The sequence below is a fragment of the Acinetobacter brisouioides genome (assembly GCF_004331075.1).
Classification (GTDB): Bacteria; Pseudomonadota; Gammaproteobacteria; order Pseudomonadales; family Moraxellaceae; genus Acinetobacter.
On the sequence record NZ_SJNX01000002.1, the window covers coordinates 72,600 to 95,937 of the forward strand.

A 23,338-nucleotide genomic window follows, 5' to 3' on the forward strand; every position below is an offset into this window, starting at 1 on the left:
TTCAAGAAATTTTCTTTCCTAATAAGAAAGCAAATCCCTTGCCAACTTTGTGGTCATTAAAAAAAATTGTGATTTATGGGCAGAAATCGACTATATTTCCAACAAGAATATATATTTCGTAATAGGAATTTTATGTTTTGACAAAGTTCGTTTGTGCTTTGCAGTAAACTACAAGGCAATATCGGTATCGAAATAGTGCGGGATGAACCAGAATGAGACAAACTAAAAATAGTTTAAAACTTGAACAATATATTGGTATTCAAATCAAACGCCATCGTCAAGAACAAGGTTTGAAATTGTCTGAAGTGGCACAAATCGCAGGAATCAGTCAGGGCATGCTCAGCAAGATTGAAAATGCTCAAGTATCGACCAGTCTGGAAACTTTAAGCCGCCTGTGTGAAGTGCTTGGCATTCCCATGTCGACTTTATTTAGCCAGTACGACCAGCAAGAAAGTCACGCTATGCTAGTCAAGTCGGGCGATGGTATGGAAGTCGTTCGCCGTGGCACAGAAAAAGGTCATACCTATCGTTTAATCACCCATTCACGTGGTCCACGTAAAAACTTTGAGGCGTATCTGGTCAGTATGGATGATGCCAGCGAGGAATTCCCGACTTTTGCCCATCCAGGTACGGAAATGTTGTATTTAGTAGAAGGTGAATTGTTGTATCGTCATGGGCATGAAGTATTTCATATGCAGCCAGGCGACTGTCTGACCCTTGAAGGTGAAATTCCACATGGGCCAGAAAAACTGATTCAGGTGCCAATTCGCTTGCTGTCTGTGATGAACTACGCACAGCCACAAGAATAATTTTGAGATCACAGACAGGCATGATGTCTCTCCCAAATGCCTGTCTATAGACTTCTTTGATCAGTCCTTTGTTTTTCTCCCTATGGGATGAGGGTATTTATATTGTCATTTTTGTTAAAAAAATGACTTATGAAACAAGCCTAACGATCCCCTTTTATTAATCTTATTCCACACCGACAACATCCTCCCGCTCAGCAAACGCCTCGATCACTCCCGTCGCTTTAAGCTGTCGTAATTCGCTTTCACTGCGATATTGTTGGAGCACAGACCAAGTATGCTCCCCTAAACGAGGCGGTGCTTGACGGTATTCAACAGGTGTTTCGGACAATTTAATCGGCGATGCAATCATTTTAAAATCCGAATTTTGCGGATGCGGCACATTTACCAACATGTTGCGAGCCTGTATTTGCGGTTCTTGCAAAGCTTCCTCGATGGAATTAATCATGCCTACAGGCACTTGTTTTGCATGAATACAGTCCACCCAAAACTGGGCAGTTTGAGTTAAAAAGTGCTGCTGCAATTGCTGAATCAAGGCATGCCGATGTTTAACCCGATCCTGATTTGAACGAAAGTTAGTATGCTCCCAAAGGTCTGGTCGCTGAATCGCCATACACAGATCTTTAAACTGTTTATCGTTGCCACAGGCGATAATAAAGTCTTTGTCTTTTGCCTTAAATGTTTGATACGGCACAATATTGGGATGGGTATTGCCCATGCGTACAGGGGATTTTTCAGTCAGCAGATAGTTCATGCCCTGATTTGCCAGACCTGCAACCTGAACATCGAGCAGTGACAGATCAATATGCTGCCCTTTGCCTGTACTTAAGCGCGACCATAGCGCTGCCTGTATTGCAATCGTGGCATAAAGCCCCGTTTGCAAATCGGTCACTGCAACCCCGACTTTTTGCGGCACGTTTTCTGGCTCACCCGTAATACTCATCAACCCTGCCATGCCCTGAATAATAAAGTCATAACCGGGTTCTGCGGCACGCGGCCCTGTCTGTCCAAAACCAGTAATCGAACAATACACCAGTCTTGGGTTAATTTTACTCAGGCTGGCATAATCCAAACCATATTTGGTTAACGAGCCTGCCTTATAGTTTTCAATCAGCACATCAGCATTTTTAACCATGTCCTGAATCAGCAATTGTCCTTCATGTGATGCAATATCGACCGCCACCGAATATTTATTACGGTTTGCCGACTGATAATAACCCGCTTCTCGGGTGGCATCCCCCTGTTCATCTGGCATCCACGGCGGCCCCCACATACGGGTATCATCCCCAACTTTAGGACGTTCGATCTTGATCACCTCTGCACCTAAATCTGCCAGAATCTGACCACACCAAGGGCCAGCCAGCACCCGACTCAAATCCAGCACACGTAACCCTGTTAATGCACCCATACACTTATCCTTTTAATAATAAAGATGGCATCAGGTTTTTGAGCCATCTTTGACAGTTCTTATGATTTTTGCGGATCGTACTGACGATCACGAATAAACAGTCCTGGCAAAACACCTGCAATAAAATACGCTGCTCCCATCACCATAAACGCGTTGGCAAACGTTCCACCCGATGCCAAAAAGCCGATGGTTGCAGGTGCGATAGCTGCGCCGACACGCCCAATATTGTAAGCACCGCCAATTGCCGTTCCGCGCACATCAGTCGAGAAAGACTCCGCCATATAAGTTGCGTTGACTCCATATGGAATGCCATACAGAAAACCAAAGGTAATCAGCAAATATAAAATGTTATCTGGTGTATTAAAGAAGATAATCACAGGCAGAAAAATGGCACTGGCTAACGTTCCAAAGACAAACACTGCACGGCGATTGAACTTATCGGCAAGATAACCTGCCAGAATTTTGCCCAGAATCATGGCGGTATATGAACCGACCATATAACTGGTCAAGGATTTAAAGTTCATATGCAATTCGGTTTCCAGATAACTTGGCATCCAGTTGTTGATGCCGTAATAACCGAACTGTAGAAAAAAAGCGGTGGTCATCCAGAACAAAAACATTTTGCGGTGTTTTAAATTGCTAAAAATCTGCTGATAAATACTGCGATTATTGGCTTGCGGCATCTCTATTTGTGTGGCTGTTTTTTCTGTACTTAGCGACTGGATTTTGGTCAGTTGCCATGACTTCGGTTCAGGAACAAAACGTCGCAGAAAAATATTGATTGCAGCAGGAATAACCGTAATGAAAAACAGGGCGCGCCAACCATGTTCAGGAATAATCGCGCCTGCCAAAATCGTCGCAACGATATATCCTACTGTTTGTCCAGTCTGTAAAGTGCCCAGTACGGTTGTGCGGTAACTGGTTGGAACATATTCTGCCATTAGGGTATTACAGGCCATATATAGCGCTCCAATCCCCAATGCACCAATAAATCTGAGCGCCATAAACTGCTCAAAAGTTTGGGTAAAGCCCAGTAAACAGGTCGCCAACGAAAAAAACGTCACTGAATGAGCAATCGTTCTGACCCGACCAAATTTATCGCATGACCACCCACCCAAAATACCGCCAATGCCCATTCCTGCCAAAGACGCACTGCCGAGCGCACCTGCCTGAAGGGTCGATAAGCCAAATGCGGTTTTTAGACTGGTTAAACTATAGGACAGCAACATGATATCGACACCGTCCACCACCATGGCAAAATAGGCAAATAGCAACGCCCACTTCCATGTATTCGGGGTAATCCGTTCATATGTTCCGACATTTGTCGGTAACGAACGGGGTAAATCTGCAACAACCGCTTGAACATCATTGTTCATCTTGACACCTCATTTTCCCAAATGAGCCTCGGTCATTCATCTGCGAGTCATCAAAAAATCACTGTGCCTGTTTTTGTTGTATCCCTGTTGCTTTGGCAAAGCGCCTTTCTGCATGCTGCCTATCCATGATGAATCCCTGACTATGGTTTGCTTAGTTTTTTCAATCAAAGTTAGACCAAAGACGCTCATGACGAGCATCTTGGTTATATCAATAAAAATGTGGATGAAATGATTTTATTTAGTTGGCAAATGCAGCGATGCCTGTTTGTGCACGCCCCAAAATCAAGGCATGAATGTCATGTGTGCCTTCATAGGTATTTACCACTTCCAGATTGACCAAATGACGGGCAATCCCAAACTCATCGCTAATGCCATTGCCACCCAGCATGTCGCGGGCTAAACGTGCGATTTCTAATGCTTTACCGCAGTTGTTGCGTTTAATTAAAGATGTGCCTTCGACTGCGGCAAGACCTTCATCTTTCATACGCCCAAAACGCAAGGCAATCTGTAAACCGAGTGCAATTTCAGTTTGCATATCTGCCAGTTTTTTCTGAATCAGCTGATTGGCTGCCAAAGGACGACCAAATTGTTGACGGTCTAAAGTGTACTGACGCGCAGTATGCCAACAAAACTCCGCCGCACCCATCGCCCCCCATGCAATGCCGTAACGCGCACTATTTAAACAGGTAAATGGACCTTTTAAGCCACGCACTTCAGGAAAGGCATTTTCTTCAGGGACAAATACACCATCCATGACAATTTCGCCCGTAATGGAAGCACGCAAACCAACCTTGCCGTGAATTGCAGGAGCTGATAATCCCTCCCAACCTTTTTCCAGAATAAACCCGCGAATATCACCAACATGACCTTCTGTAGACACTTCCTTTGCCCAAACTACAAATACATCGGCAATCGGGCTATTGGTAATCCACATTTTTGTGCCTGTAAGGCGATAACCACCTGCCACTTTTTTGGCACGCGCCAACATACCTGCAGGGTCTGAACCATGGTCAGGTTCGGTTAAGCCAAAACAGCCAATGTATTCGCCTGTCGCCAGTTTTGGCAGATATTTTTGTTTTTGCTGCTCTGTACCAAATTCATTAATCGGTACCATCACCAATGAACTTTGTACGCTTGCCATAGAACGATAACCTGAATCGACACGCTCGATTTCACGGGCAACCAAGCCATAACTGACATAATTTAGGCCTGCACCGCCATATTGTTCAGGAATCGTTGGCCCAAGCAAACCCAGCTCACCCATTTCGCGAAAAATGCTGGGGTCGGTAGTTTCATGGCGGAATTGTTCAAGTACGCGTGGCATGAGTCTGTCTTGGCAATACGCCGCTGCTGCATCGCGAATCATGCGTTCTTCTTGTGTCAATTGTTGCTCAAGTAAAAAAGGGTCTTCCCAGTTAAATTGAACACGTGCAGATTTTTTTGTTGTTTCGACCATTTGATTCATCGCTTCCCTAGCCTTGTCTGGTTTGTCTTTTCCTTTATGCTACGACCAGTCAGCTTAGGTAGCAAACGATTATTTCTCATGCAGCCATGTGGTTTACGCATATCTTATTTAACCTGAGTTCGATCAAAACTCTTACTCAAAATATTGAATGTTATGACGAGGCCTTACAGTTTTGACTCATATTTCAGGTTGAACCAAAGGTGCATCTGCAAAATTTACCAAAAGCCATATCTTATAAAAAATATATCAAAAACATAATTTTAAAAATATTTTAATGACTCAAACAGTTACAAATGACATTTTTGTGTATCCATTTTTTGAGAACCATTCATCGAACTCAGATTATTCAAATCCAGTTACTTTTAAATTTTTATAAAGTAAAAATTTTATTTTTAACGCTAATCTATGTTATTTCTAAATATCTTAATCTAAAAATCCACCGATATGACAAGGATCGTGATATGCGTCGGATGATTCCCTCTTTACAATCACTGATTTGCTTTGAATCTGCTGCCAAACATAAAAGTTATACTTACGCGGCGCAAGAACTGTGCATTACCCAAAGTGCTGTTTCCAGACAAATCCAGCAATTAGAAGAATTTTTAAACCTCGCCTTGTTTCATCGTACCCGTCACGGCGTTGAATTAACCCTTGCAGGCGAGCAATATTTTAAAAGTATCAAGTCTTCTTTATTAGGAATTGAACAAAGCACCATCGACCTGATGTCGCATAAAGGGCTGGGAGGCACGCTCAAACTCGGCGTTGTTCCTACCTTTGCAACGCGTTGGCTACTCCCTCGGCTTTATCGTTTCAATGAGGTCTATCCTGAAATTACCATTCATCTGGAAACCAGCACCAAACCTTTTTTGTTTAGTGAGCATATTTTCGATGCGGCAATTTATGCAGGCACATCTGCTCAGGTCGAAAATTGGGCAGGTGCAAAAGTTCAATTTCTCATGCAAGAAGATGTGGTTCCCGTGTGTTCTGCACAGCTCATTCAAAAATATTGTCCAGAAATCCAGCTTGAATCGATCAAACAGCTAGACTTAAGTGCCGAACAGCTCAGCCGACTGCCACTTTTGCAGCAAACAACCCGACCTTATATTTGGAAAGAATGGTTCCATGCCGCAGGTTATGATCACCCTTATGCGACAGATGGTCAGCGGCACGAACTGTTTTCCATGTTGGCAGTTGCAGCCACCCATCACATGGGCGTTGCGCTGATTCCACAAATGCTGCTTGAAAAAGAATTGAATAATGGAGACTTGGTTATTGCCTCCAAGTTGAAACTCAAAGGTTCTCGTTCTTATTATTTTGTTTATTCGGAACAGCAAAACAGTGCGCTAATTTTAAAATTTATTGAATGGTTAGAGTATGAAATAAAAATTTATCAGAATAAAAATATAGCGCGTGCTGCCTCATCCCATATAGCAGAAACAGAGATATAAATAGAAGTACCTTATCTTTTTTCTCAATAAAAAAAGCCCTTAGATTCAATCTAAGGGCTTTTTTAAATTTTGGAGCGGGAAACGAGACTCGAACTCGCGACCCCAACCTTGGCAAGGTTATGCTCTACCAACTGAGCTATTCCCGCAATATGGACGCATTATAGAGTGTTTCAAAAAGCTGTCAACTCTTTCAGCATCCAACTGCCTAATTAATCAGCACGGCGCCAAACAGTACCTTGACGAGTATCTTCTAGTACAACCCCCTGATCGAGCAAGGAATGGCGGATTTCATCAGCTTTGGCGAAGTCTTTGGCTTTTTTAGCATCTTGACGTTGCTGAATCAAATCTTCGATTTGTTCTTCAGATAAACCTAAAGCATCCTGACCAATATCTGACTTTAAGAAGTCTTCAACATTATGCTGTACCAAACCTAAAATATTGGTCAAATGACGAAGTGTTGAATAATACACTGCCGCTTGCTCGGCGTTTTCTTCTTTCACCGCGCGATTCAACTCTTTATTGACTTCAAACAAAACTGCAATTGCTTCGGCAGTATTGAAGTCATCACGCATTGCACTATTGAAGCGTTCAACCAGTTCTTGATCTAAAGTTTCAACCGTTTTTTCACCATACACTTGTTGATAAGCTTTAAATGAATGATAGAAACGGCTTAACGTCGTTTTAGCTTCTTTTAGCGCGACGTCTGAGAAGTTCACTGGGCTACGGTAATGTGAAGACACGATAAAGTAACGGATCACTTCGGGATGGAATTTGTCCATCACATCACGAATAGTAAAGAAGTTGCCTAAAGATTTAGACATTTTCTCACCATCAACATTAATAAAGCCGACATGCATCCAGTAGTTGACATACTGTTCGCCTGTTGAAGCTTCGCTTTGTGCAATTTCATTTTCATGGTGCGGGAACATCAAGTCCGAACCACCACCATGAATGTCAAAATGGTTGCCCAAACAGCAGGTTGACATCGCTGAACATTCAATATGCCAGCCTGGACGACCCTGTCCCCAAGGTGAAGCCCAAGCAGGTTCATTGGCTTTGGCATGTTTCCAAAGTACAAAGTCAAACGGGTGTTTTTTCTCAACTTCGACATCGACACGGTCTGAAGCACCCGCTTGCATGTCATCCAGTTTACGACCCGACAAGCGACCATATTTGGCAAATTTTTCAACTTGGAAATATACGTCACCATTGCTTGCAGGATACGCTGCGCCTTTTTCAACCAAGTTGCCAATCATGTTTTGCATCTGGTCGATATACTCAGTCGCACGCGGTGCTTCGTCTGGGTGTAAACAACCCAAGTTTTCAGCATCTTCATTCATGGCCTGAATAAAACGGTCGGTCAATGCGGTGATGCTTTCACCATTCTCATTGGCACGTTTAATAATCTTGTCGTCAATATCGGTGATATTGCGCACGTATTTGACATTCCAACCCTGACTACGTAAAAAACGAATGATGTAATCAAATGCAACCATGACTCGAGCATGCCCAATATGACAATAATCATAGACGGTCATACCGCAAACATACATGTCGATATGCCCTGCTTTACGGGGTACAAATTCAACTTTTTTACGTTGCTCAGAGTTATATAAAACAAAGGGTTGCATATAAAGTCTTCAAATGTTCAAACTAAAGATGCCTCATCATAACTGATGCACAATATTTCACAAAGTTTTATCCCTAAAAAATATAAGATAAGCATCGACATGAGTAAGCTGAATTTGCAGTTAGATTAGGGCACTCAACAATGGGGTCTCCATTGCCTTCATTTCAGGTCTTGTTTAAGTCGTTTTCGCCAAAAATGCAGGCCATAGATGAAATGTCAACAGACCCTATTTATGTTAGAATCACGTCTATTGTTGAATCAAATCCTAAATATATTTTCCAACTGTATTTTGGTAAGGTAGCTAATATTGAACTCCCCACACATCATGAATCCTATTGATTTTAAAAAAGTCGCTCTAGAAACTTTAAAGATTGAACAGCAAGCGCTAGATGTTTTAGCCGCACAGATTGATGAGCATTTCGTCAAAGCTTGTGAAATTATTTTGCAATGCAAAGGTCGTGTAGTCGTTACAGGCATGGGGAAATCTGGACACATCGGACGCAAAATGGCAGCAACATTTGCCTCTACAGGTACTCCGTCTTTCTTCATGCATCCAGGCGAAGCAGGTCATGGCGATTTGGGTATGCTGGTCAAAGGTGATGTGCTGATTGCCATTTCCTACTCAGGAAAAAGTGATGAAATCATGATGCTGATGCCTCTGATTAAGCATGTTGGTGTACCTCTGATTACCATTAGTGGCAATAACAAAGGCCCAATGCCAAAAAATGCCGATGTTGCCTTGACATTAGGCGACATTCAGGAAGCGTGTCCTCTTGGTCTTGCACCAACTTCAAGTACCACAGCAACGCTCGCTTTAGGCGATGCCTTGGCTGTCGCTTTACTTGAAGCACGTGGTTTTACTTCTGATGATTTTGCCCGTTCACATCCTGCAGGTGCATTAGGCAAGCGTCTGCTCTTGCATGTCAAACACCTCATGCACACAGGCGAAGAACTACCTAAAGTTTCTCCAGATACCCCAATGAACCGCGTTTTGTATGAAATTTCAGACAAACGTTTAGGTTTAACCACCGTTGTTGATCAAAACGATACTTTACTGGGTATTTTTACTGACGGAGACTTGCGTCGTTTGATCGATAAACAGCAAGGCTTCGATGTAAACCTCCCTGTCGAAAATGTGATGATTAAAAAGCCTGCTACCATTTCTTCGGAAACTCGTGCAGTAGATGCGCTAGAGCAATTACGTGATCGAAAAATTAATCAATTTGTTGTCGTGGATGATCAAAATAAAGTGATTGGTGTAATTAGTATGCATGACCTGATTCAAGCTGGAGTAGCGTAACACATGGCATCTTATGTATTGTTAGAACAAGCCAGCCATATCAAAGCTTTGGTTTTAGATGTCGATGGTATTTTAAGTGATGGCTTTGTGACATTTACCAACACAGGTGATGAAATCAAATCTTTCGATATCCGTGATGGTTTGGGTATGAAACTGGCTCAGCAAGCTGGTTTAAAAGTGATTGTCATCACAGGGCGCAAAAGCCATATTGTTGAAAAACGCATGTCTGACCTGAAAGTCGACTTGGTTTTCCAAGGTCGTGAAGATAAAGGCGTTGCCCTACGTGAAGCTTGTGCGCAATTCAATCTGTTACCAGAAGATTGCTTATATATGGGCGATGACTGGCCTGATCTGTCAGCATTTGCGATTGCAGGTATGAAAGTGACTGTGCCAAATGGACATGTTGAAGTACGTCGCCGTGCAGATTTAGTGACCCAAGCCATGGGTGGACGTGGCGCTGTACGTGAAGTGTGCGATATGCTGTTACAGGCAAAAGGGGTTTATGAGGAATTACTTGAAAAATTCACTGCTGTCCCGCATTAACTGATAATTGTTTGATAAACTACGCTTATGGATACTAAAACTTTATATATCGCAGCGATTGTAATTGGAACCATAAGCGGTGGTTACTATTACTTTAGTGGCAAAAGTAAAAAACTGGACATCAATGCGGTACGCAATATGACCTATTCTGCCAAAGATGTTAAAATCACCCAAACTGATCAACAGGGGTATGTGTCTGCACGTGCTTCAGTTGACGAAATGGCACAAAACAAACAAAACAATACATCTCAGTTATATAACTTCAATGCGACAACATATAGTCATGGTAAAATTGATGCAACCTATACTGCATCTCGTGCCGATGGCTACGATGATAATCAGAAAGTAATATTATCTGGTAACGTGGTTGCCCACAAAAATACCGCTCACGGCGTGATGACGCTACGGACTGATCAATTGACTGGCTATCCAAAAAAACGACAGCTTGAAACCACACATATGGTGACTGTCGATTCTGCACAGAGTCAGTTTATAAGTCATGGCTTAAAAGCCGACTTAAACTCAGGACAATACGAGTTTTTCAATATTAGAGGAAACTATGCTCCTAAATCCTAAACATTCACATGTTAAAACGGTCTTCAATGTTGTCATTTTAGGAGCCCTGTCTTGCACGGCAATGTCAGCCTTTGCACTACCCACTGACCGTAACCAGCCCATTTCTCTTGTTGCCGATCGTGCAACTTATAATGATAAAACTGGTTATACTACCTATTCAGGTAATGTGGTCATTGAACAAGGCTCTATGAAGTTACAAGCCGATTCAGTCACAGCACAGTTCAACAAAAATCGTCAAATCAGCACAGTAACGGCCAATGGACACCCTGCTCGCTTCCAGCAAAAAACCGATCCAAACAAAGGCTTTTCTCGTGGTGAAGGACAAAAGATTATCTATAATGCAGACACAGGAATTTTAACCTTAAATGGTAATGCCTATGTCAATCAGGATGGTGCAAGTGTACGTGGTGCAACCCTACGTTACAGCATGAACAAAGGCGATATTGAAGCTGTAGGCAGTTCATCAGGTGGTGCTGCGACTTCAACTAGCCCAGGTCAAAATAAAGGTCGTGTTCAGATTGTGATTCCACCAAATTCTTCACAGTCTGCTCCAGGAGCAAAAAGTAAATGAGTGATGTCCTCATCAATCAGCCACAAATGCTCCGCATCCGTCACCTTGCCAAAAACTATAGTAAACGCTGGGTAGTCAAAGACGTTTCTTTTGAAATGCACAGTGGTCAGATTGTGGGATTACTTGGCCCAAACGGTGCAGGTAAAACCACCAGTTTTTATATGGTGGTCGGTTTGGTGCGTATGGATAAAGGCGAAATTTATCTGGATGACCAAGATCTGTCCCACTTTGCCATGCATGAACGTGCCTGTAAAGGCATTGGCTACTTGCCACAGGAAGCTTCGATTTTCAGAAAATTGACCATCGCTGAAAATATCATGGCGATTTTGGAAACGCGCAAGGATTTAAATAAAGCCCAGCGCGAACAACGCCTAAAAGAATTGCTGGAAGACTTTAAAATCAGCCATATTAAAGATTCTTTAGGCATGAGCGTGTCGGGTGGCGAACGTCGCCGTGCAGAAATTGCCCGTGCTTTGGCCGCCAATCCTAAATTCATGTTGCTCGATGAACCGTTTGCAGGGGTTGATCCGATTTCGGTAGGTGACATTAAAGAGATTATTCAGAACTTAAAAGATCGTGGCATCGGCGTGTTGATTACCGATCATAACGTGCGTGAAACGCTGGCGATTTGCGAAAAGGCTTATATTGTCAGTGAAGGTTCTGTGATTGCCGAAGGTACAGCACAAGAAATTCTGGAAAATGCTACAGTGCGTGAAGTTTATTTGGGTGAAGATTTTACCGTGTAAATTTTAGTTTGCTCAGCATTTTCAAAGCTGTATATTGCAAAATATACGGCTTTTTTTAGCATTCAATTTTAAGATAAGGCAAGACCAGTGGCGGATCAAATTAAGAAAAAAGGCTCATCCATTACACGCGTACTCGAAATCATCGAGGCAATTGCTATCGCACAGCATCCGCCCACTCCTCTCGATTTAGCCATTGCACTGGATATCCCAAAACCAAGTATTCATCGTTTATTGCAGACTTTAGAAAAAGAAGGTTTTATTAAGCTCGATACCTATGGCGGCTATATTGTGGGGCAACGGACTCATGCTCTATTGGTCAGTTCATGGAATCAGGAATCGAAAAAAATTGAACGGCTGGCAATTTTGCAAAAGCTGTCGGGTCAAATTGGTGAAACCTGTGGTATTGCGATTTTACAAGACAATGAAATGCTGTATACCGATCGGGTACAAACCAACTGGCCACTGCAAGTGTATTTGCCTATAGGCTCTAAAGTTCCACTATGGTGTACGTCGAGTGGTAAGTTGTATTTGAGTTATCTGGATAAAGAACGGCTTAACAATGTACTGAAACATCTGCCGATTCAACAAATGACCAAAAATACCATCATTGACAAAGTTGCACTTGAACAGAATTTACATACGATTTTTAAGCAGCAATTGGGTACAGATAACGAAGAGTTTATTGCAGGTATGGTGGCATGTTCTGTACCAATTTTAAATGCAGAACAGCAGATTGTGGCATGCTTATACACTCATGCACCGACCATTCGCAAGTCTTTACAGGATTTGATGGACTATGAACCCGTGCTACGTGAAGCAGCACAGGAACTTAGCCAACTCATTCAGCAAAGATAATCGAAGCAAACTCATTAAAATCTCCTACTCAAAATATTGAAAATCAATAAATTGTGATGGCAGACCCTTATCGTTTTAACTTATATTTCAATCTTGTTCAGACTCAACCTAAGAAGTATCACTTAACAAGGCTTTCGACAGGCGTGACATTGCCACGCAAGGGCAACCCACTTGCGTAGCTATGCTGTTCTAAGTTTCTATATAAAATGTAGATTAATTCAGCGTTGGCATTGAGAACTGTACGCCTTCACGGACATTGCTCGATGGCCAGCGTTGAGTAATCGTTTTACGACGAGTATAAAAACGTGCACCATCTGGCCCATAGGCAAATAGATCACCAAACAGTGAGCGCTTCCAGCCACCAAAGCTATGGTATGCCACTGGTACAGGTAACGGGACATTTACCCCCACCATTCCGACTTGGATATGGTCGGTAAAGTAACGTGCTGCCTCACCATCGCGGGTATAAATACAAGTGCCGTTGCCATATTCATGATCGTTGATCAATTGCATGGCTTCTTGCATGGTCGCAACACGAATCACTTGTAGCACAGGCCCAAAGATTTCCTGTTTATAGCTGAGCATGTCTGGGCTGACATGGTCAATTAAGGTTGCGCCCACAAAGTAACCGTTTTCATAACCTTCTGGCGCGGCATGGCGTCCATCGACCACCACGGTTGCGCCTTGTTGTTCGGCACTGTCAATATGCCCTATCACTTTGGCTTTATGTTCTGCGGTAATGACTGGGCCAAAGTCATTGTCTTTGTTGGCGAAGTGTCCATATTTCAGACCTTGCATGCGTTCACTCAGTTGTTGCACCAGTTTATCTGCCATTTCGTCACCCACCGCAACAGCAACTGACAGTGCCATACAGCGCTCACCCGATGAACCAAATGCGGCACCCAACAATGAACTCACCACATTTTCAAGGTCGGCATCTGGCATCACAATCGCGTGGTTTTTCGCACCACCCAATGCCTGACAGCGTTTACCTGTTGAAGTTGCAGTCTGATAAATATATTCAGCAATTGGGGTTGAACCCACAAAGCTCACAGCTTGAACACGGCGATCATGCAGCAAGGTATCTACCGCTACTTTGTCACCATTGACCACATTAAACACACCATCTGGTAAGCCTGCCTGTTTAAGCAATTCCGCAAGGAAAAGCGTTGCAGACGGATCTTTCTCAGAAGGTTTCAGGACAAAGCAGTTCCCGCAGACAATCGCCATCGGGAACATCCACAATGGCACCATCACAGGAAAGTTAAACGGGGTAATCCCTGCAACGACACCAAGTGGTTGAAACTCACTCCATGAATCAATTGATGGGCCTACATTTTTGCTAAATTCGCCCTTTAAAAACTCTGGTGCACCACAGGCATATTCAACATTTTCAATGCCGCGCTGCAACTCGCCTGCGGCATCATGCACGATCTTGCCGTGTTCAGCCCCGATTAATTCACAGATTTTATCGGCATGTTGTTCAAGTAATTCTTTAAATTTAAACATGACACGCGCGCGTTTAATTACTGGTGTATCACGCCATTCAGGAAAAGCGGCTTGAGCTGCGGCAATCGCCTGCCCAACAGTTTCTGCACTGGCAATCGCAACTTCCTTGCTTTGCTCACCCGTTGAAGGGTTATAAACGGCTTGAGTACGGTCATGCTCGTAACACAGTTTGCCTTGAATAAAATGACCAATCATGTCCATTGTGGGAGTTCCTCGTTGTGATTCTAAGATCAGACTTCTTTCATCAGTTCTTTTTATTTATCCCTCTGGAAGAAATAAAAAGAGGGTGTAAAAAATTATGAAAGTAGTCTAGTGTTGATTTAAAAATAAGCCATTCATCGCCATAATTTTTGATAAAGCTGTACCATTTCTTGAGTATTCGGTACAACAGGATTATTGCTCGGTGAACCCGATGCCAAGGCCTGTTCTGCCATCGTTTCAACCACCGCATCAAACTCGGTTTTGTTGACACCGAACTCCGCCAAAGTCGGCACTTTGAGTTCTCGATTAATCTGTTCCAGTGCCGCCACCAGTTTTTGGTTGGCAAGATCGGTGGCATCATCGGGTTCTGCAACGCCCATGGTTTTGGCACAGGTGGCATAACGCTCAGGTGAAGCATGAATCGAATAGGCGGTAATCATCGGTAATAACATGACATTCGACAGTCCATGCGGCACATGGAAAAATGCCCCGATTGGACGGCTCATGCCATGTACCAAAGCCACCGAAGCATTGGAAAATGCAATCCCTGCCAAGGTTGCGCCCAGCATCATCTGTTCACGTGCTGTCGCATTTTCAGGGTGTTGATAGACTTGAATCAGGTTTTGACCAATTAACTTCATGGCAGCCAATGCCTGCGAGTCACTGTATAAATTGGCTTTTTTACTGACATAAGCTTCAATGGCATGGGTGAGCGCATCAATGCCTGTATCGGCTGTGGTACGTGCAGGCAAACTTAGCGTCAGTTCATAATCGACAATTGCTGCAACAGGTAAAAAACCAATGCCCGTACACAGCATTTTTTCATGCGTGGCATCATCGGTAATAATGGTGAATTTGGTACATTCCGAACCTGTGCCTGCGGTAGTTGGCATTGCGATAATCGGTAATCCTGTTTCCGTGACCTGACGCGGAAATTTATAGTCGCGAACTTCACCACCAAATTTCCCTAAAATCCCAATCGCTTTAGCACTATCAATCACACTACCACCACCAATCGCAATAATTGCGTCATAAGCATGTGACTGAACTTTCGCCACGCCCGCAGCAATTGAGCTGGCAGTCGGCTCTGGAATGGTATCGGCAAAGTAATCGGTTAAGATGTTGGCTTGAGTTAAGATTTTTTGTAATTCATCCACATACCCCAGCGACAGCATCACTTGATCGGTAATAATTAAAGGTTTGCTTACCCCTAAAGCCGTTAAAACCTCAGGTAACTGACTGCGGGCATTGCGACCTATTTCTAAAATACGTGGTAAAACAATACGGTGTGACATAGTTTCCCTCTATTGCACCATCATAATCATTCAACTTATGAGCCTTTTATGAGATTCAAGCTGATTGGTTTGCATAATGATGAAGCTATCCCGAGCCTTTTAATTTTATAAAACGATACATATCGTATCATTATTAAATTAATATAAAATAACTTTAGAACACTCGCAAATGATTTCTGATCAATTTTAGTCAATCTTTCATTGTTTCTACTTTGGTGAGCAAACCTTACAAAATAAAAAAACCGCTCGGTTGAGCGGTTGGAGATCAAAACAAAATTAGGCTTTTTAAAACTAGCGATAAACCATTCCTCCATCGGTTAAAATCGACTGCCCTGTAATATAGTCTGAATCTTCACTGGCTAAGAATGCAACCAGAGCCGCCACATCATCTGGGGTTTCAGCGCGCCCTAAGGCAATCCCTTCAACATATTTCTTGTAGGTTTCACCAATCGCTGCACCTGTAATTTCAGAAAAGCGTTTATCAATTTCCACCCACATGTCTGTGCCGACTATTCCGGGACAGTAGCCATTTACGGTAATGCCCTGACTGGCGTATTCTTTAGCGGCTGCCTGAGTCAATGCTCGCACCGCAAATTTGGTTGCCGAATATACGCTCAATAAAGCAAAACCATCATGCCCTGCAATTGAGCAGGCATTGATAATTTTACCTTTTTGCTTGCGTTGCTGAAATTTTTTGGCAGCCGCCTGTATACCCCACAGCACCCCACCAATATTCACATCAACAATTTTATGAAACTCTGCGGGCGTAACATCGGCAATTGCCTGAACCTGTGCAATACCTGCGTTATTGATCATGATATCAAAACCGCCCAAACTGCTTTCGGCATGTTCAATCGCAAGTGCGACCTGTTCTAACTGACTGACATCCGCAATAAATGTACTCGCTTGCACACCGAGTGCCTGCACTTCCTGTTGCACATGCTGTAATTTTTCCTGATGCATGTCGACCAATGCCACATGCACGCCTTCTTGTGCCAGACGTAGCACAATCCCGCGCCCTATACCTTGTGCTGCACCTGTTACTAAGGCAACTTTATTGTGTAATCCTCTTGGCATCATTTTATCCTTTTTATCTAATTTTTCAGGACAATCCTGCTCCTGTATGACTTCTCTTTATTAAACATTGCTTTTCTCTACCAAGAGAGACAAAGGCATTTAAAAAAGAGAAGCCTGTGCTTCATCCATAAAAATCTTAAGGATGAACAATAATTTTTACTGCTGATTCATTGTTATGAATCAGGGTTTCAAAGCCTTGTGAAATCAGATCATCCAGTTGAATGCGCTGGGTAATAAACGGCTCAAGATTGATCTTGCCCTGCTCGACCAGTTTGATAGTTTCCTGATGATCATTGACATAGGCAATCGTGCCACGCACATCCAGCTCTTTCATCACCACGCTATGTACATTGATGCTGGCTGGATGACTCCAGATCGACACGATCACAATCACGCCTGTCGGTTTGGTTGCAGCCACCAATGTGTCTAAAACCTTGTTGACGCTACTGCATTCAAAGGCAACGTCGACACCACGATCTTGGGTAATTTTCATGACTTCGGCGACTACATCGACCTGTGAAGGGTCTAAAATATAATCAGCAACGCCCGATTCTTTGGCTTTTTCCTTACGCTTGCTGCTCAGTTCAGTCACGATCACGGTTAAGCCTTTGGCTTTGAGAATCGCAGACAGCAACAAACCAATCGGCCCTGCTCCTCCCACCAAAGCGATATCGCCTGCTTTAGCGCCACTACGCACATAAGCATGATGCCCCACTGAAAGCGGCTCAATTAACGCTGCCTGATCGAGTGGAATATGGTTAGAAATCGGATGTACCCAACGGCGTTTGACCGCAATTTTTTCCGATAACCCACCACCTCGACCACCCAAGCCAATAAAGTTCATATTCTTGGAGAGATGGTAGTTTTCCCCTGGCCCTGTCGGTACATCATCAGCAATGATATAAGGTTCAACCACCACATGTTGGCCCACCTGAATGTCCGTTACCCCTTCACCCACCGCATAAACCACACCTGAAAACTCATGCCCCATCGTGATCGGTGCAGATTCACCCGAAATCGGATGTGGATGCCCACACGGTGGAATAAAAATTGGCCCTTCCATAAATTCATGCAGGTCTGTTCCGCAAATTCCACACCATGCCACCTGAATGCCGACGGTGCCTGCACTCACTTCAGGTTCTGGAATATCTTCAATGCGGATATCCCCTTTATCATAAAAACGTGCTGCTTTCATTGTTTTGTATCCATAAAAAAGGCGTATGCCATACTGATTAGACTTCTTTTATAAGGCTCTTTTATTTCTCTTTCGCTACATTGAAATATATTGCAATTTGGCTCATGGAAAAAGAAAGAGGGTCTAAGCAGTTATGAAAGAAGTCTATTTCTTAAAAAGCTAAATATGAATCGCGCGTTGCATGGATGCCAAAATCGACTCATGCATCGCTTCCGACAAGGTCGGATGTGGAAAAATTACCTGCGCCAGTGTGGCATCGGTCGCTTCGAGATATTTAGCAATCGCAAAACCTTGGATATGCTCAGTGACTTCATGGCCTACCATGTGTGCACCAAGCAGTTCACCTGTTTCAGCATGGATGATGGTTTTGACAAAACCTGCACTATCTCCCAAAGCCAATGCTTTACCATTGGCAGACAGTGGAAACTTACCGATATGAATCGGCAAGTTTTGTGCTTTAGCCGCCGCTTCATGCAACCCGATACTCGCCACTTGCGGATGAGTAAAAATACAACCCGGAATCTGACTACGATCTAAGGCATGTACTCCCTGCACCCCTGCAATTTTCTCGGCACATAAAATTGCTTCATGGCTGGCTTTATGTGCCAAACACGGCGCACCCGCAACATCACCAATGGCATACAGCCCTACGACATTAGTTTTGCAGTAGGCATCGGTCTGGATAAAGCCTTGAGGATTCAGCTCAACACCTAAATCTTCCAAACCCAAATTGGCAGTGTTAGGCTGCACCCCAATCGCTGAAAGTACCCGATCAAACTCAAGTGTCTGTTCACCTTGTGGCGTAGTTATCATGCATTGCACTTGTTCATTCACAATACGGATGCTTTGAATCGCCGATTGGGGCAGCACCTGCATGCCTTTTTGCTGGAACTGTTTTTGCACATACTGGGCAACTTCAACATCTTCGGTCGGTAAAATTTGCTTGGCAATATCAATCAGCGTGACCTGACAACCCAAGTCCTGATACAAACTGGCAAATTCGCTGCCGATTGCGCCCGAACCCACCACCAGTAAACGCTTTGGCAATTGTTCAGGAACTAATGCTTCTTTATAACTCCAGACATATTTGCCATCGACAGGCAGTTGCGGCAAATGCCGTGCCTGTGCGCCTGTCGCCAAGATAATATGTGGTGCAGTTAAGGTTTGCTGTTGACCATCGGCATCGGTCAGTTGCAGGGTTTCTTTGCCGATCAGTTTGGCTTTGGCATCGAACACCGTGACCTGATTTTTTTTCAGCAAATGTGCAATGCCCTGTACCAGTTGCGCTGACACCTGACGGCTATGCTTGACCAGTTGTTGCAGGTCAAACTCAAGCTGTGACACCTGAAAGCCAAACTGTCCCGCATGTTTAAACTGAGTAGCCAGTTCTGCGCCTGCGAGTAAGGCTTTAGTCGGAATACAGCCCCAGTTCAGACAAATCCCACCCAAATGCTGTGCTTCAACAATTGCCGTGCTCAGCCCGAGCTGGGCTGCACGAATGGCAGCCACATATCCCCCTGGCCCTGCACCCACCACTACCACATCAAATTGTGTTTCTGACATGTGGCTTCTCCTAGACCAAAATCAGGGCGGGGTTTTCAACAAACTGCTTAAAGCTTGCTAAAAATTTTGCCCCAACTGCTCCATCAATCACACGGTGATCACAGGACAAGGTCGCTGTCACCATTTCTCGAACCACAATTTCACCTTGCTCAACTACAGCACGTGCTTCGGATGCGCCAAGTGCCATAATCGCGCCTTGTGGTGGGTTAATAATTGCATCGAACTGTTTAATCCCGAGCATACCCAAATTGGAAATACTAAAACTCCCCCCCTGAAACTCGTCAGGCTGTAATTTTCCAGTTTTGGCACGGGTTGCCAGATCGCGCATTTCCGTTGAGATTTCGGACAGTGACTTTTGATTGGCAGCTTTCACAATCGGCGTAATTAAACCGTTGGGGATCGCCACCGCCACCGAAATATCTGCCTGAGAAAATTGCAAAATCGACTGGGTCGCTTCGTCAAACTGGACATTGACCTCAGGCACTTTGAGCAATGCCGCGGCTGCGGCTTTGATCAGCATATCGTTAATCGACAGTTTCACCTGCGGAACGCTGTCATTGATTTGCTGACGCAGGTTTTGCATAGCCTCAACATTGAGATCTACCGTTAAACGGAAATGCGGGGCATTGCGTTTCGCAGCTTGCAGGCGCGAAGCAATCGCTTTACGCATAGCATTTAAGGCAATCGCAGTGACCTGATTTTTCGGTATCGCATCTGAACTGGTCGCAGAGGATGCAGCACAGCTTGTATTTGGGTTGTCTCGATAATACAGCACTTCAACATCTTCCTTGCACACTCGTCCACGCGAACCTGACACACGGCAATCGTTCAGGTTGATGCCCCACTGTTTTGCCAAACGGCGTGCCACAGGCGTTGCCAAAACATTGCTATCATCAGCAGTAGATTTAGCGACTTTTCCAGAGGACTGGGCTTGAGCTTTTACATCAGGCCATTGTCCGCCCGCAGCACGCACTGCAGTTTGAATATCCTGAACGCTGATACGCCCTTCACGCCCTGAACCAGAAACTTTTGCCAAATTCACATTGTGTTTTTCAGCCAGTTTAAGTGCATGTGGCGTCGTAAAAACCTCGGCATCGGCTTGAAAACCTTGCAATACCGCAGGCACAACATAACCTGTTTGCGTTGTTGCAGATGCTTTAGCAACTGGCGCAGTCGCACTTGCCACAGGTATAGGCTGTGCTGCGACTTCAGCTTGCGGTGCGGTTGCCGCGACAACAGTTTCAGCCTGAACCACAGGGGCGGCATTAGCTGTTGCAACGCCTAAAGACTGCACAAACTGTTCAATTTCAGCATCGGAAATATTGCTTTCCGCACAGATGGCAATTGATCCACCGACAGGTAAAGTATCGCCATCTTTGGCAATAATTTTACGCAAAGTTCCATCAAAGGGAGCTTCTAACACATTGACGATTTTAGTGGTTTCAATTTCACAAATTTCCTGACCTTTGGTGAAGCTGTCACCTTCCTGAATCAGCCATTGTGCAATCGTACCTTCTTCCATCGACAATCCCCATTTCGGGATTTCTAAGGTTCTGATTTCGCTCATCCTAAGCCTCCAATACTTTACGCACTGCCTGTTCAATTCGTTCTACGCTTGGCATCCATTCTTTTTCTAATACAGGTGAAAATGGCACAGGCGTATGCGGCGGGGTGACGAGTTCAATCGGCGCTTTTAAATAATAGAAACCTTTTTGTGCAATCAAGGCAGCAACATCGTGCCCGAAACCACAGCGTGCTGCCGATTCATCCACAATCACCACACGTCCTGTTGAGGCAACCGACTCCAAAATACCGTCTTCATCCAGCGGTGAAATGGTACGCGGATCAACCACTTCTACAGAAATGCCTTCTTTGGCCAGTTTGTCTGCAACTTCATTGGCGCGGTGTACCATCAAACTGAGTGCAATAATGGTGATGTCAGTGCCTTGACGGGTGTAATTCGCGACGCCAAATGGAATGGTATAGGCTTCATCTGGGACTTCGCCTTTAATGTCATACAGCATTTTGTGTTCACAAAATACTACAGGGTCGTCATCACGAATCGCTTGGATGAGTAAACCTTTCACATCATAAGGGCTTGATGGCACCACCACCTTTAACCCTGGCACAGAAGTAAAGACGTTATACGGTGATTGTGAATGTTGTGCAGCCGCCGAGAAACCAGCACCAATCATTCCGCGTACGACCATTGGAGCTTTGGCTTTACCACCAAACATATAGCGGAATTTTGCGGCTTGGTTATACAGCATGTCATGACACACACCGTAAAAATCCATAAACATCAAATCCACCACAGGACGCAAACCTGTTGCCGATGCCCCTGCTGCCATCCCCACCAATGCAGATTCGGTAATTGGCGTGTCAATCACACGTTCCGAGCCAAATTCTGTCCATAGCCCTTTGGTCACGCCCAATACGCCACCAAAACCTTCTAATTTATTTTCATCGGTATTTTTACCGCCATGTCCACCACGAACATCTTCACCCATCACCACCACAGTCGGGTCACGGCGCATTTCTAACTCAATGGCTTCTTTCACAGCATTACGATAACTTTTATTTGGCATCTTGCTATTCCCTTAACTCTTTTCCCTTAATAGGAAACGTAAACGTCGGTGAGTAATTGTTCTGGTTGTGGGTACGCGGCTGCACGAGCCTTTGCCACGGCATCATCTACATTGGCTTTCGCTGCAGCATCAATCACATCTAGCTTGGCAACATCGACTTTACCTTTGACTTTTTTACGGAAAATTTTCAGTGGATCTTTATGCTCTTTGACATAGTCCACTTCTTCTTTCGAGCGGATCAATCCTGGATCGCCTTCGAAGTGCCCATAAAAACGGTTGGTCACGGTTTCAATCACACTTGGGCCTTCACCACGGCGCGCACGCTCAATGGCTTTTTTCGCTGCCTCATACACTGCAAAAAAGTCTGTACCATCAACCTTGACCGCAGGCAGACCGAAACCTGCAGCACGTCCTGCAATATCTTTACTTCCCACAGCGTAGTCGTGTCCTGTACCTTCACCAAAACCATTGTTTTCAAATACAAAAACAACTGGAAGATTTAGCACCACAGCCATATTCATCGCTTCAAAGGTCAAACCTTGGTTGGAGCCACCATCGCCTGTAAACGACAAACCAATACCACCAGTTTTCAGGGTTTTCGCGGTCAATGCTGCACCAATTGCCAAAGGAGGGCCACCGCCCACAATCCCGTTTGCGCCGAGCATACCCTTGTCCAAATCGGCAATATGCATCGAACCGCCTTTACCACGGCACAAACCGTCATCTTTACCAAAAATTTCCAGCATCATGGCGTGAATATCACAGCCTTTGGCAATACAGTGCCCATGACCACGGTGCGTCGAGGTAATGTAGTCTTTATCGGTCAGATTTTCGCAGATACCCACCGCGACCGCTTCTTCACCGCTATATAAGTGAATGAACCCTGGAATATCACCATTGGTATTCTCTTCATGAAGTCGGTCTTCAAATTCACGAATATCCCGCATACGTTTATATGCGGCAAGTAATTGCTCTTCAGTAAGCTGCATGTCCATATCCTTTATATTCTAAAATTGTCTTTAAAATAAAATTAACTCAATGATTTTATTTAAATCATCAATATTAAACCTCTTTCACAAATCCATTTTATTTTCCCTTAAATTTAAAAATAAAGAGAATTAAACAATTATGAAAAGTCTATTTATATAAAATCAAATGCCTCATTTTTCATATTAGACTAAAAAAA

Annotated in this window: 20 protein-coding genes and 1 tRNA gene; 8 read left to right on the forward strand and 13 right to left on the reverse strand. The window is 44.1% G+C overall.

The genetic code is table 11. The features are described from left to right. Positions 1 to 212 precede the first annotated feature (212 nt). Positions 213 to 809 (forward strand): helix-turn-helix domain-containing protein, encoded by a 597-nt coding sequence (locus tag E0H77_RS03220; protein ID WP_004900692.1) that lies wholly within the window; start codon positions 213 to 215, stop codon positions 807 to 809. A 163-nt stretch (positions 810 to 972) separates the two neighbouring features. On the opposite strand, the gene E0H77_RS03225 is transcribed toward E0H77_RS03220, so the two are convergent. The 3 genes from E0H77_RS03225 to E0H77_RS03235 all read right to left on the reverse strand — a co-directional run bounded on the left by E0H77_RS03225 (position 973) and on the right by E0H77_RS03235 (position 5,055). Beyond that, positions 973 to 2,214, reverse strand: a complete 1,242-nt coding sequence (locus tag E0H77_RS03225) for a CaiB/BaiF CoA transferase family protein (protein WP_131374952.1) — start codon at positions 2,212 to 2,214, stop codon at positions 973 to 975. A gap of 59 nt (positions 2,215 to 2,273) precedes the next feature. Then, entirely contained in the window at positions 2,274 to 3,590 is a 1,317-nt protein-coding gene (locus E0H77_RS03230) for an MFS transporter (protein WP_131374955.1), read from the reverse strand. A gap of 238 nt (positions 3,591 to 3,828) precedes the next feature. Continuing rightward, entirely contained in the window at positions 3,829 to 5,055 is a 1,227-nt protein-coding gene (locus tag E0H77_RS03235) for an acyl-CoA dehydrogenase (RefSeq protein WP_131374957.1), read from the reverse strand. Between the two features lie 461 nt (positions 5,056 to 5,516). Here E0H77_RS03235 and E0H77_RS03240 point away from each other — a divergent pair, with 461 nt between their 5' ends. Next, positions 5,517 to 6,503, forward strand: coding sequence for a LysR substrate-binding domain-containing protein (locus E0H77_RS03240; protein WP_131374958.1), 987 nt, complete (start codon positions 5,517 to 5,519; stop codon positions 6,501 to 6,503). Positions 6,504 to 6,573: 70 nt separating this feature from the next. On the opposite strand, the gene E0H77_RS03245 is transcribed toward E0H77_RS03240, so the two are convergent. After that, positions 6,574 to 6,649 (reverse strand) — tRNA-Gly (locus E0H77_RS03245). A gap of 63 nt (positions 6,650 to 6,712) precedes the next feature. After that, positions 6,713 to 8,134: a cysteine--tRNA ligase gene (gene cysS, locus E0H77_RS03250; protein ID WP_131374960.1), complete on the reverse strand. Its 1,422-nt coding sequence runs from the start codon at positions 8,132 to 8,134 to the stop codon at positions 6,713 to 6,715. A 321-nt stretch (positions 8,135 to 8,455) separates the two neighbouring features. Here cysS and E0H77_RS03260 point away from each other — a divergent pair, with 321 nt between their 5' ends. The 6 genes from E0H77_RS03260 (at position 8,456) to E0H77_RS03285 (ending at position 12,724) form a co-directional block, all read left to right on the forward strand. Beyond that, positions 8,456 to 9,433, forward strand: a complete 978-nt coding sequence (locus tag E0H77_RS03260; protein WP_131313580.1) for a KpsF/GutQ family sugar-phosphate isomerase — start codon at positions 8,456 to 8,458, stop codon at positions 9,431 to 9,433. 3 nt (positions 9,434 to 9,436) lie between these two features. Further along, on the forward strand, positions 9,437 to 9,976 hold the full coding sequence (locus E0H77_RS03265) for a KdsC family phosphatase (protein WP_004900676.1): 540 nt from the start codon (positions 9,437 to 9,439) through the stop codon (positions 9,974 to 9,976). A 27-nt stretch (positions 9,977 to 10,003) separates the two neighbouring features. Next, complete coding sequence (gene lptC, locus E0H77_RS03270) at positions 10,004 to 10,552, forward strand: LPS export ABC transporter periplasmic protein LptC (protein ID WP_131374962.1); 549 nt, start codon at positions 10,004 to 10,006, stop codon at positions 10,550 to 10,552. Beyond that, the gene (gene lptA / locus E0H77_RS03275) at positions 10,536 to 11,123 is read left to right on the forward strand and encodes a lipopolysaccharide transport periplasmic protein LptA (protein WP_131374964.1); all 588 of its coding nucleotides are present in this window, start codon (positions 10,536 to 10,538) and stop codon (positions 11,121 to 11,123) included. Before lptC ends, lptA begins: the two co-directional genes overlap by 17 nt. Beyond that, the gene (gene lptB / locus E0H77_RS03280) at positions 11,120 to 11,869 is read left to right on the forward strand and encodes an LPS export ABC transporter ATP-binding protein (protein WP_131374966.1); all 750 of its coding nucleotides are present in this window, start codon (positions 11,120 to 11,122) and stop codon (positions 11,867 to 11,869) included. The genes lptA and lptB overlap by 4 nt, the downstream gene beginning before the upstream one ends. Before the next feature lie 99 nt (positions 11,870 to 11,968). After that, entirely contained in the window at positions 11,969 to 12,724 is a 756-nt protein-coding gene (locus tag E0H77_RS03285) for an IclR family transcriptional regulator (protein WP_131375489.1), read from the forward strand. A gap of 213 nt (positions 12,725 to 12,937) precedes the next feature. Here the strand turns inward: E0H77_RS03285 and E0H77_RS03290 are convergent, their stop codons facing one another. From E0H77_RS03290 to E0H77_RS03325, 8 genes are all read right to left on the reverse strand, one after another. After that, positions 12,938 to 14,434 carry a CoA-acylating methylmalonate-semialdehyde dehydrogenase gene (locus E0H77_RS03290; RefSeq protein ID WP_131374968.1) on the reverse strand — a complete coding sequence of 499 codons (1,497 nt, stop codon included), beginning with the start codon at positions 14,432 to 14,434 and terminating at the stop codon, positions 12,938 to 12,940. 134 nt (positions 14,435 to 14,568) lie between these two features. Further along, positions 14,569 to 15,729, reverse strand: coding sequence for an iron-containing alcohol dehydrogenase (locus tag E0H77_RS03295; protein ID WP_131374970.1), 1,161 nt, complete (start codon positions 15,727 to 15,729; stop codon positions 14,569 to 14,571). Positions 15,730 to 16,020: 291 nt separating this feature from the next. Next, positions 16,021 to 16,806: an acetoin reductase gene (locus tag E0H77_RS03300; RefSeq protein WP_131374972.1), complete on the reverse strand. Its 786-nt coding sequence runs from the start codon at positions 16,804 to 16,806 to the stop codon at positions 16,021 to 16,023. Positions 16,807 to 16,942: 136 nt separating this feature from the next. Next, on the reverse strand, positions 16,943 to 18,001 hold the full coding sequence (locus tag E0H77_RS03305; RefSeq protein ID WP_131374974.1) for a 2,3-butanediol dehydrogenase: 1,059 nt from the start codon (positions 17,999 to 18,001) through the stop codon (positions 16,943 to 16,945). Positions 18,002 to 18,160: 159 nt separating this feature from the next. Further along, positions 18,161 to 19,564 (reverse strand): dihydrolipoyl dehydrogenase, encoded by a 1,404-nt coding sequence (gene lpdA / locus E0H77_RS03310; RefSeq protein WP_131374976.1) that lies wholly within the window; start codon positions 19,562 to 19,564, stop codon positions 18,161 to 18,163. Between the two features lie 10 nt (positions 19,565 to 19,574). Beyond that, entirely contained in the window at positions 19,575 to 21,131 is a 1,557-nt protein-coding gene (locus E0H77_RS03315; protein WP_131374978.1) for a dihydrolipoamide acetyltransferase family protein, read from the reverse strand. 1 nt (position 21,132) lies between these two features. Continuing rightward, entirely contained in the window at positions 21,133 to 22,152 is a 1,020-nt protein-coding gene (locus E0H77_RS03320) for an alpha-ketoacid dehydrogenase subunit beta (protein ID WP_131374980.1), read from the reverse strand. A gap of 26 nt (positions 22,153 to 22,178) precedes the next feature. Continuing rightward, complete coding sequence (locus tag E0H77_RS03325) at positions 22,179 to 23,141, reverse strand: thiamine pyrophosphate-dependent dehydrogenase E1 component subunit alpha (RefSeq protein WP_131374981.1); 963 nt, start codon at positions 23,139 to 23,141, stop codon at positions 22,179 to 22,181. Positions 23,142 to 23,338: the final 197 nt, after the last annotated feature.

Bases quoted from the DNA above. Each gene is read 5' to 3' on its own strand.
- E0H77_RS03320 (WP_131374980.1), bottom strand. From the start codon at position 22,152: ATGCCAAATAAAAGTTATCGTAATGCTGTGAAAGAAGCCATTGAGTTA.
- E0H77_RS03300 (WP_131374972.1), bottom strand. From the start codon at position 16,806: ATGCCAAGAGGATTACACAATAAAGTTGCCTTAGTAACAGGTGCAGCA.
- E0H77_RS03220 (WP_004900692.1), top strand. From the start codon at position 213: ATGAGACAAACTAAAAATAGTTTAAAACTTGAACAATATATTGGTATT.
- lptA (WP_131374964.1), top strand. From the start codon at position 10,536: ATGCTCCTAAATCCTAAACATTCACATGTTAAAACGGTCTTCAATGTT.
- E0H77_RS03305 (WP_131374974.1), bottom strand. From the start codon at position 18,001: ATGAAAGCAGCACGTTTTTATGATAAAGGGGATATCCGCATTGAAGAT.
- E0H77_RS03235 (WP_131374957.1), bottom strand. From the start codon at position 5,055: ATGAATCAAATGGTCGAAACAACAAAAAAATCTGCACGTGTTCAATTT.
- E0H77_RS03290 (WP_131374968.1), bottom strand. From the start codon at position 14,434: ATGGACATGATTGGTCATTTTATTCAAGGCAAACTGTGTTACGAGCAT.
- E0H77_RS03240 (WP_131374958.1), top strand. From the start codon at position 5,517: ATGCGTCGGATGATTCCCTCTTTACAATCACTGATTTGCTTTGAATCT.
- E0H77_RS03295 (WP_131374970.1), bottom strand. From the start codon at position 15,729: ATGTCACACCGTATTGTTTTACCACGTATTTTAGAAATAGGTCGCAAT.
- lptC (WP_131374962.1), top strand. From the start codon at position 10,004: ATGGATACTAAAACTTTATATATCGCAGCGATTGTAATTGGAACCATA.
- E0H77_RS03225 (WP_131374952.1), bottom strand. From the start codon at position 2,214: ATGGGTGCATTAACAGGGTTACGTGTGCTGGATTTGAGTCGGGTGCTG.
- E0H77_RS03230 (WP_131374955.1), bottom strand. From the start codon at position 3,590: ATGAACAATGATGTTCAAGCGGTTGTTGCAGATTTACCCCGTTCGTTA.
- E0H77_RS03325 (WP_131374981.1), bottom strand. From the start codon at position 23,141: ATGCAGCTTACTGAAGAGCAATTACTTGCCGCATATAAACGTATGCGG.
- cysS (WP_131374960.1), bottom strand. From the start codon at position 8,134: ATGCAACCCTTTGTTTTATATAACTCTGAGCAACGTAAAAAAGTTGAA.
- lpdA (WP_131374976.1), bottom strand. From the start codon at position 19,564: ATGTCAGAAACACAATTTGATGTGGTAGTGGTGGGTGCAGGGCCAGGG.
- lptB (WP_131374966.1), top strand. From the start codon at position 11,120: ATGAGTGATGTCCTCATCAATCAGCCACAAATGCTCCGCATCCGTCAC.
- E0H77_RS03265 (WP_004900676.1), top strand. From the start codon at position 9,437: ATGGCATCTTATGTATTGTTAGAACAAGCCAGCCATATCAAAGCTTTG.
- E0H77_RS03315 (WP_131374978.1), bottom strand. From the start codon at position 21,131: ATGAGCGAAATCAGAACCTTAGAAATCCCGAAATGGGGATTGTCGATG.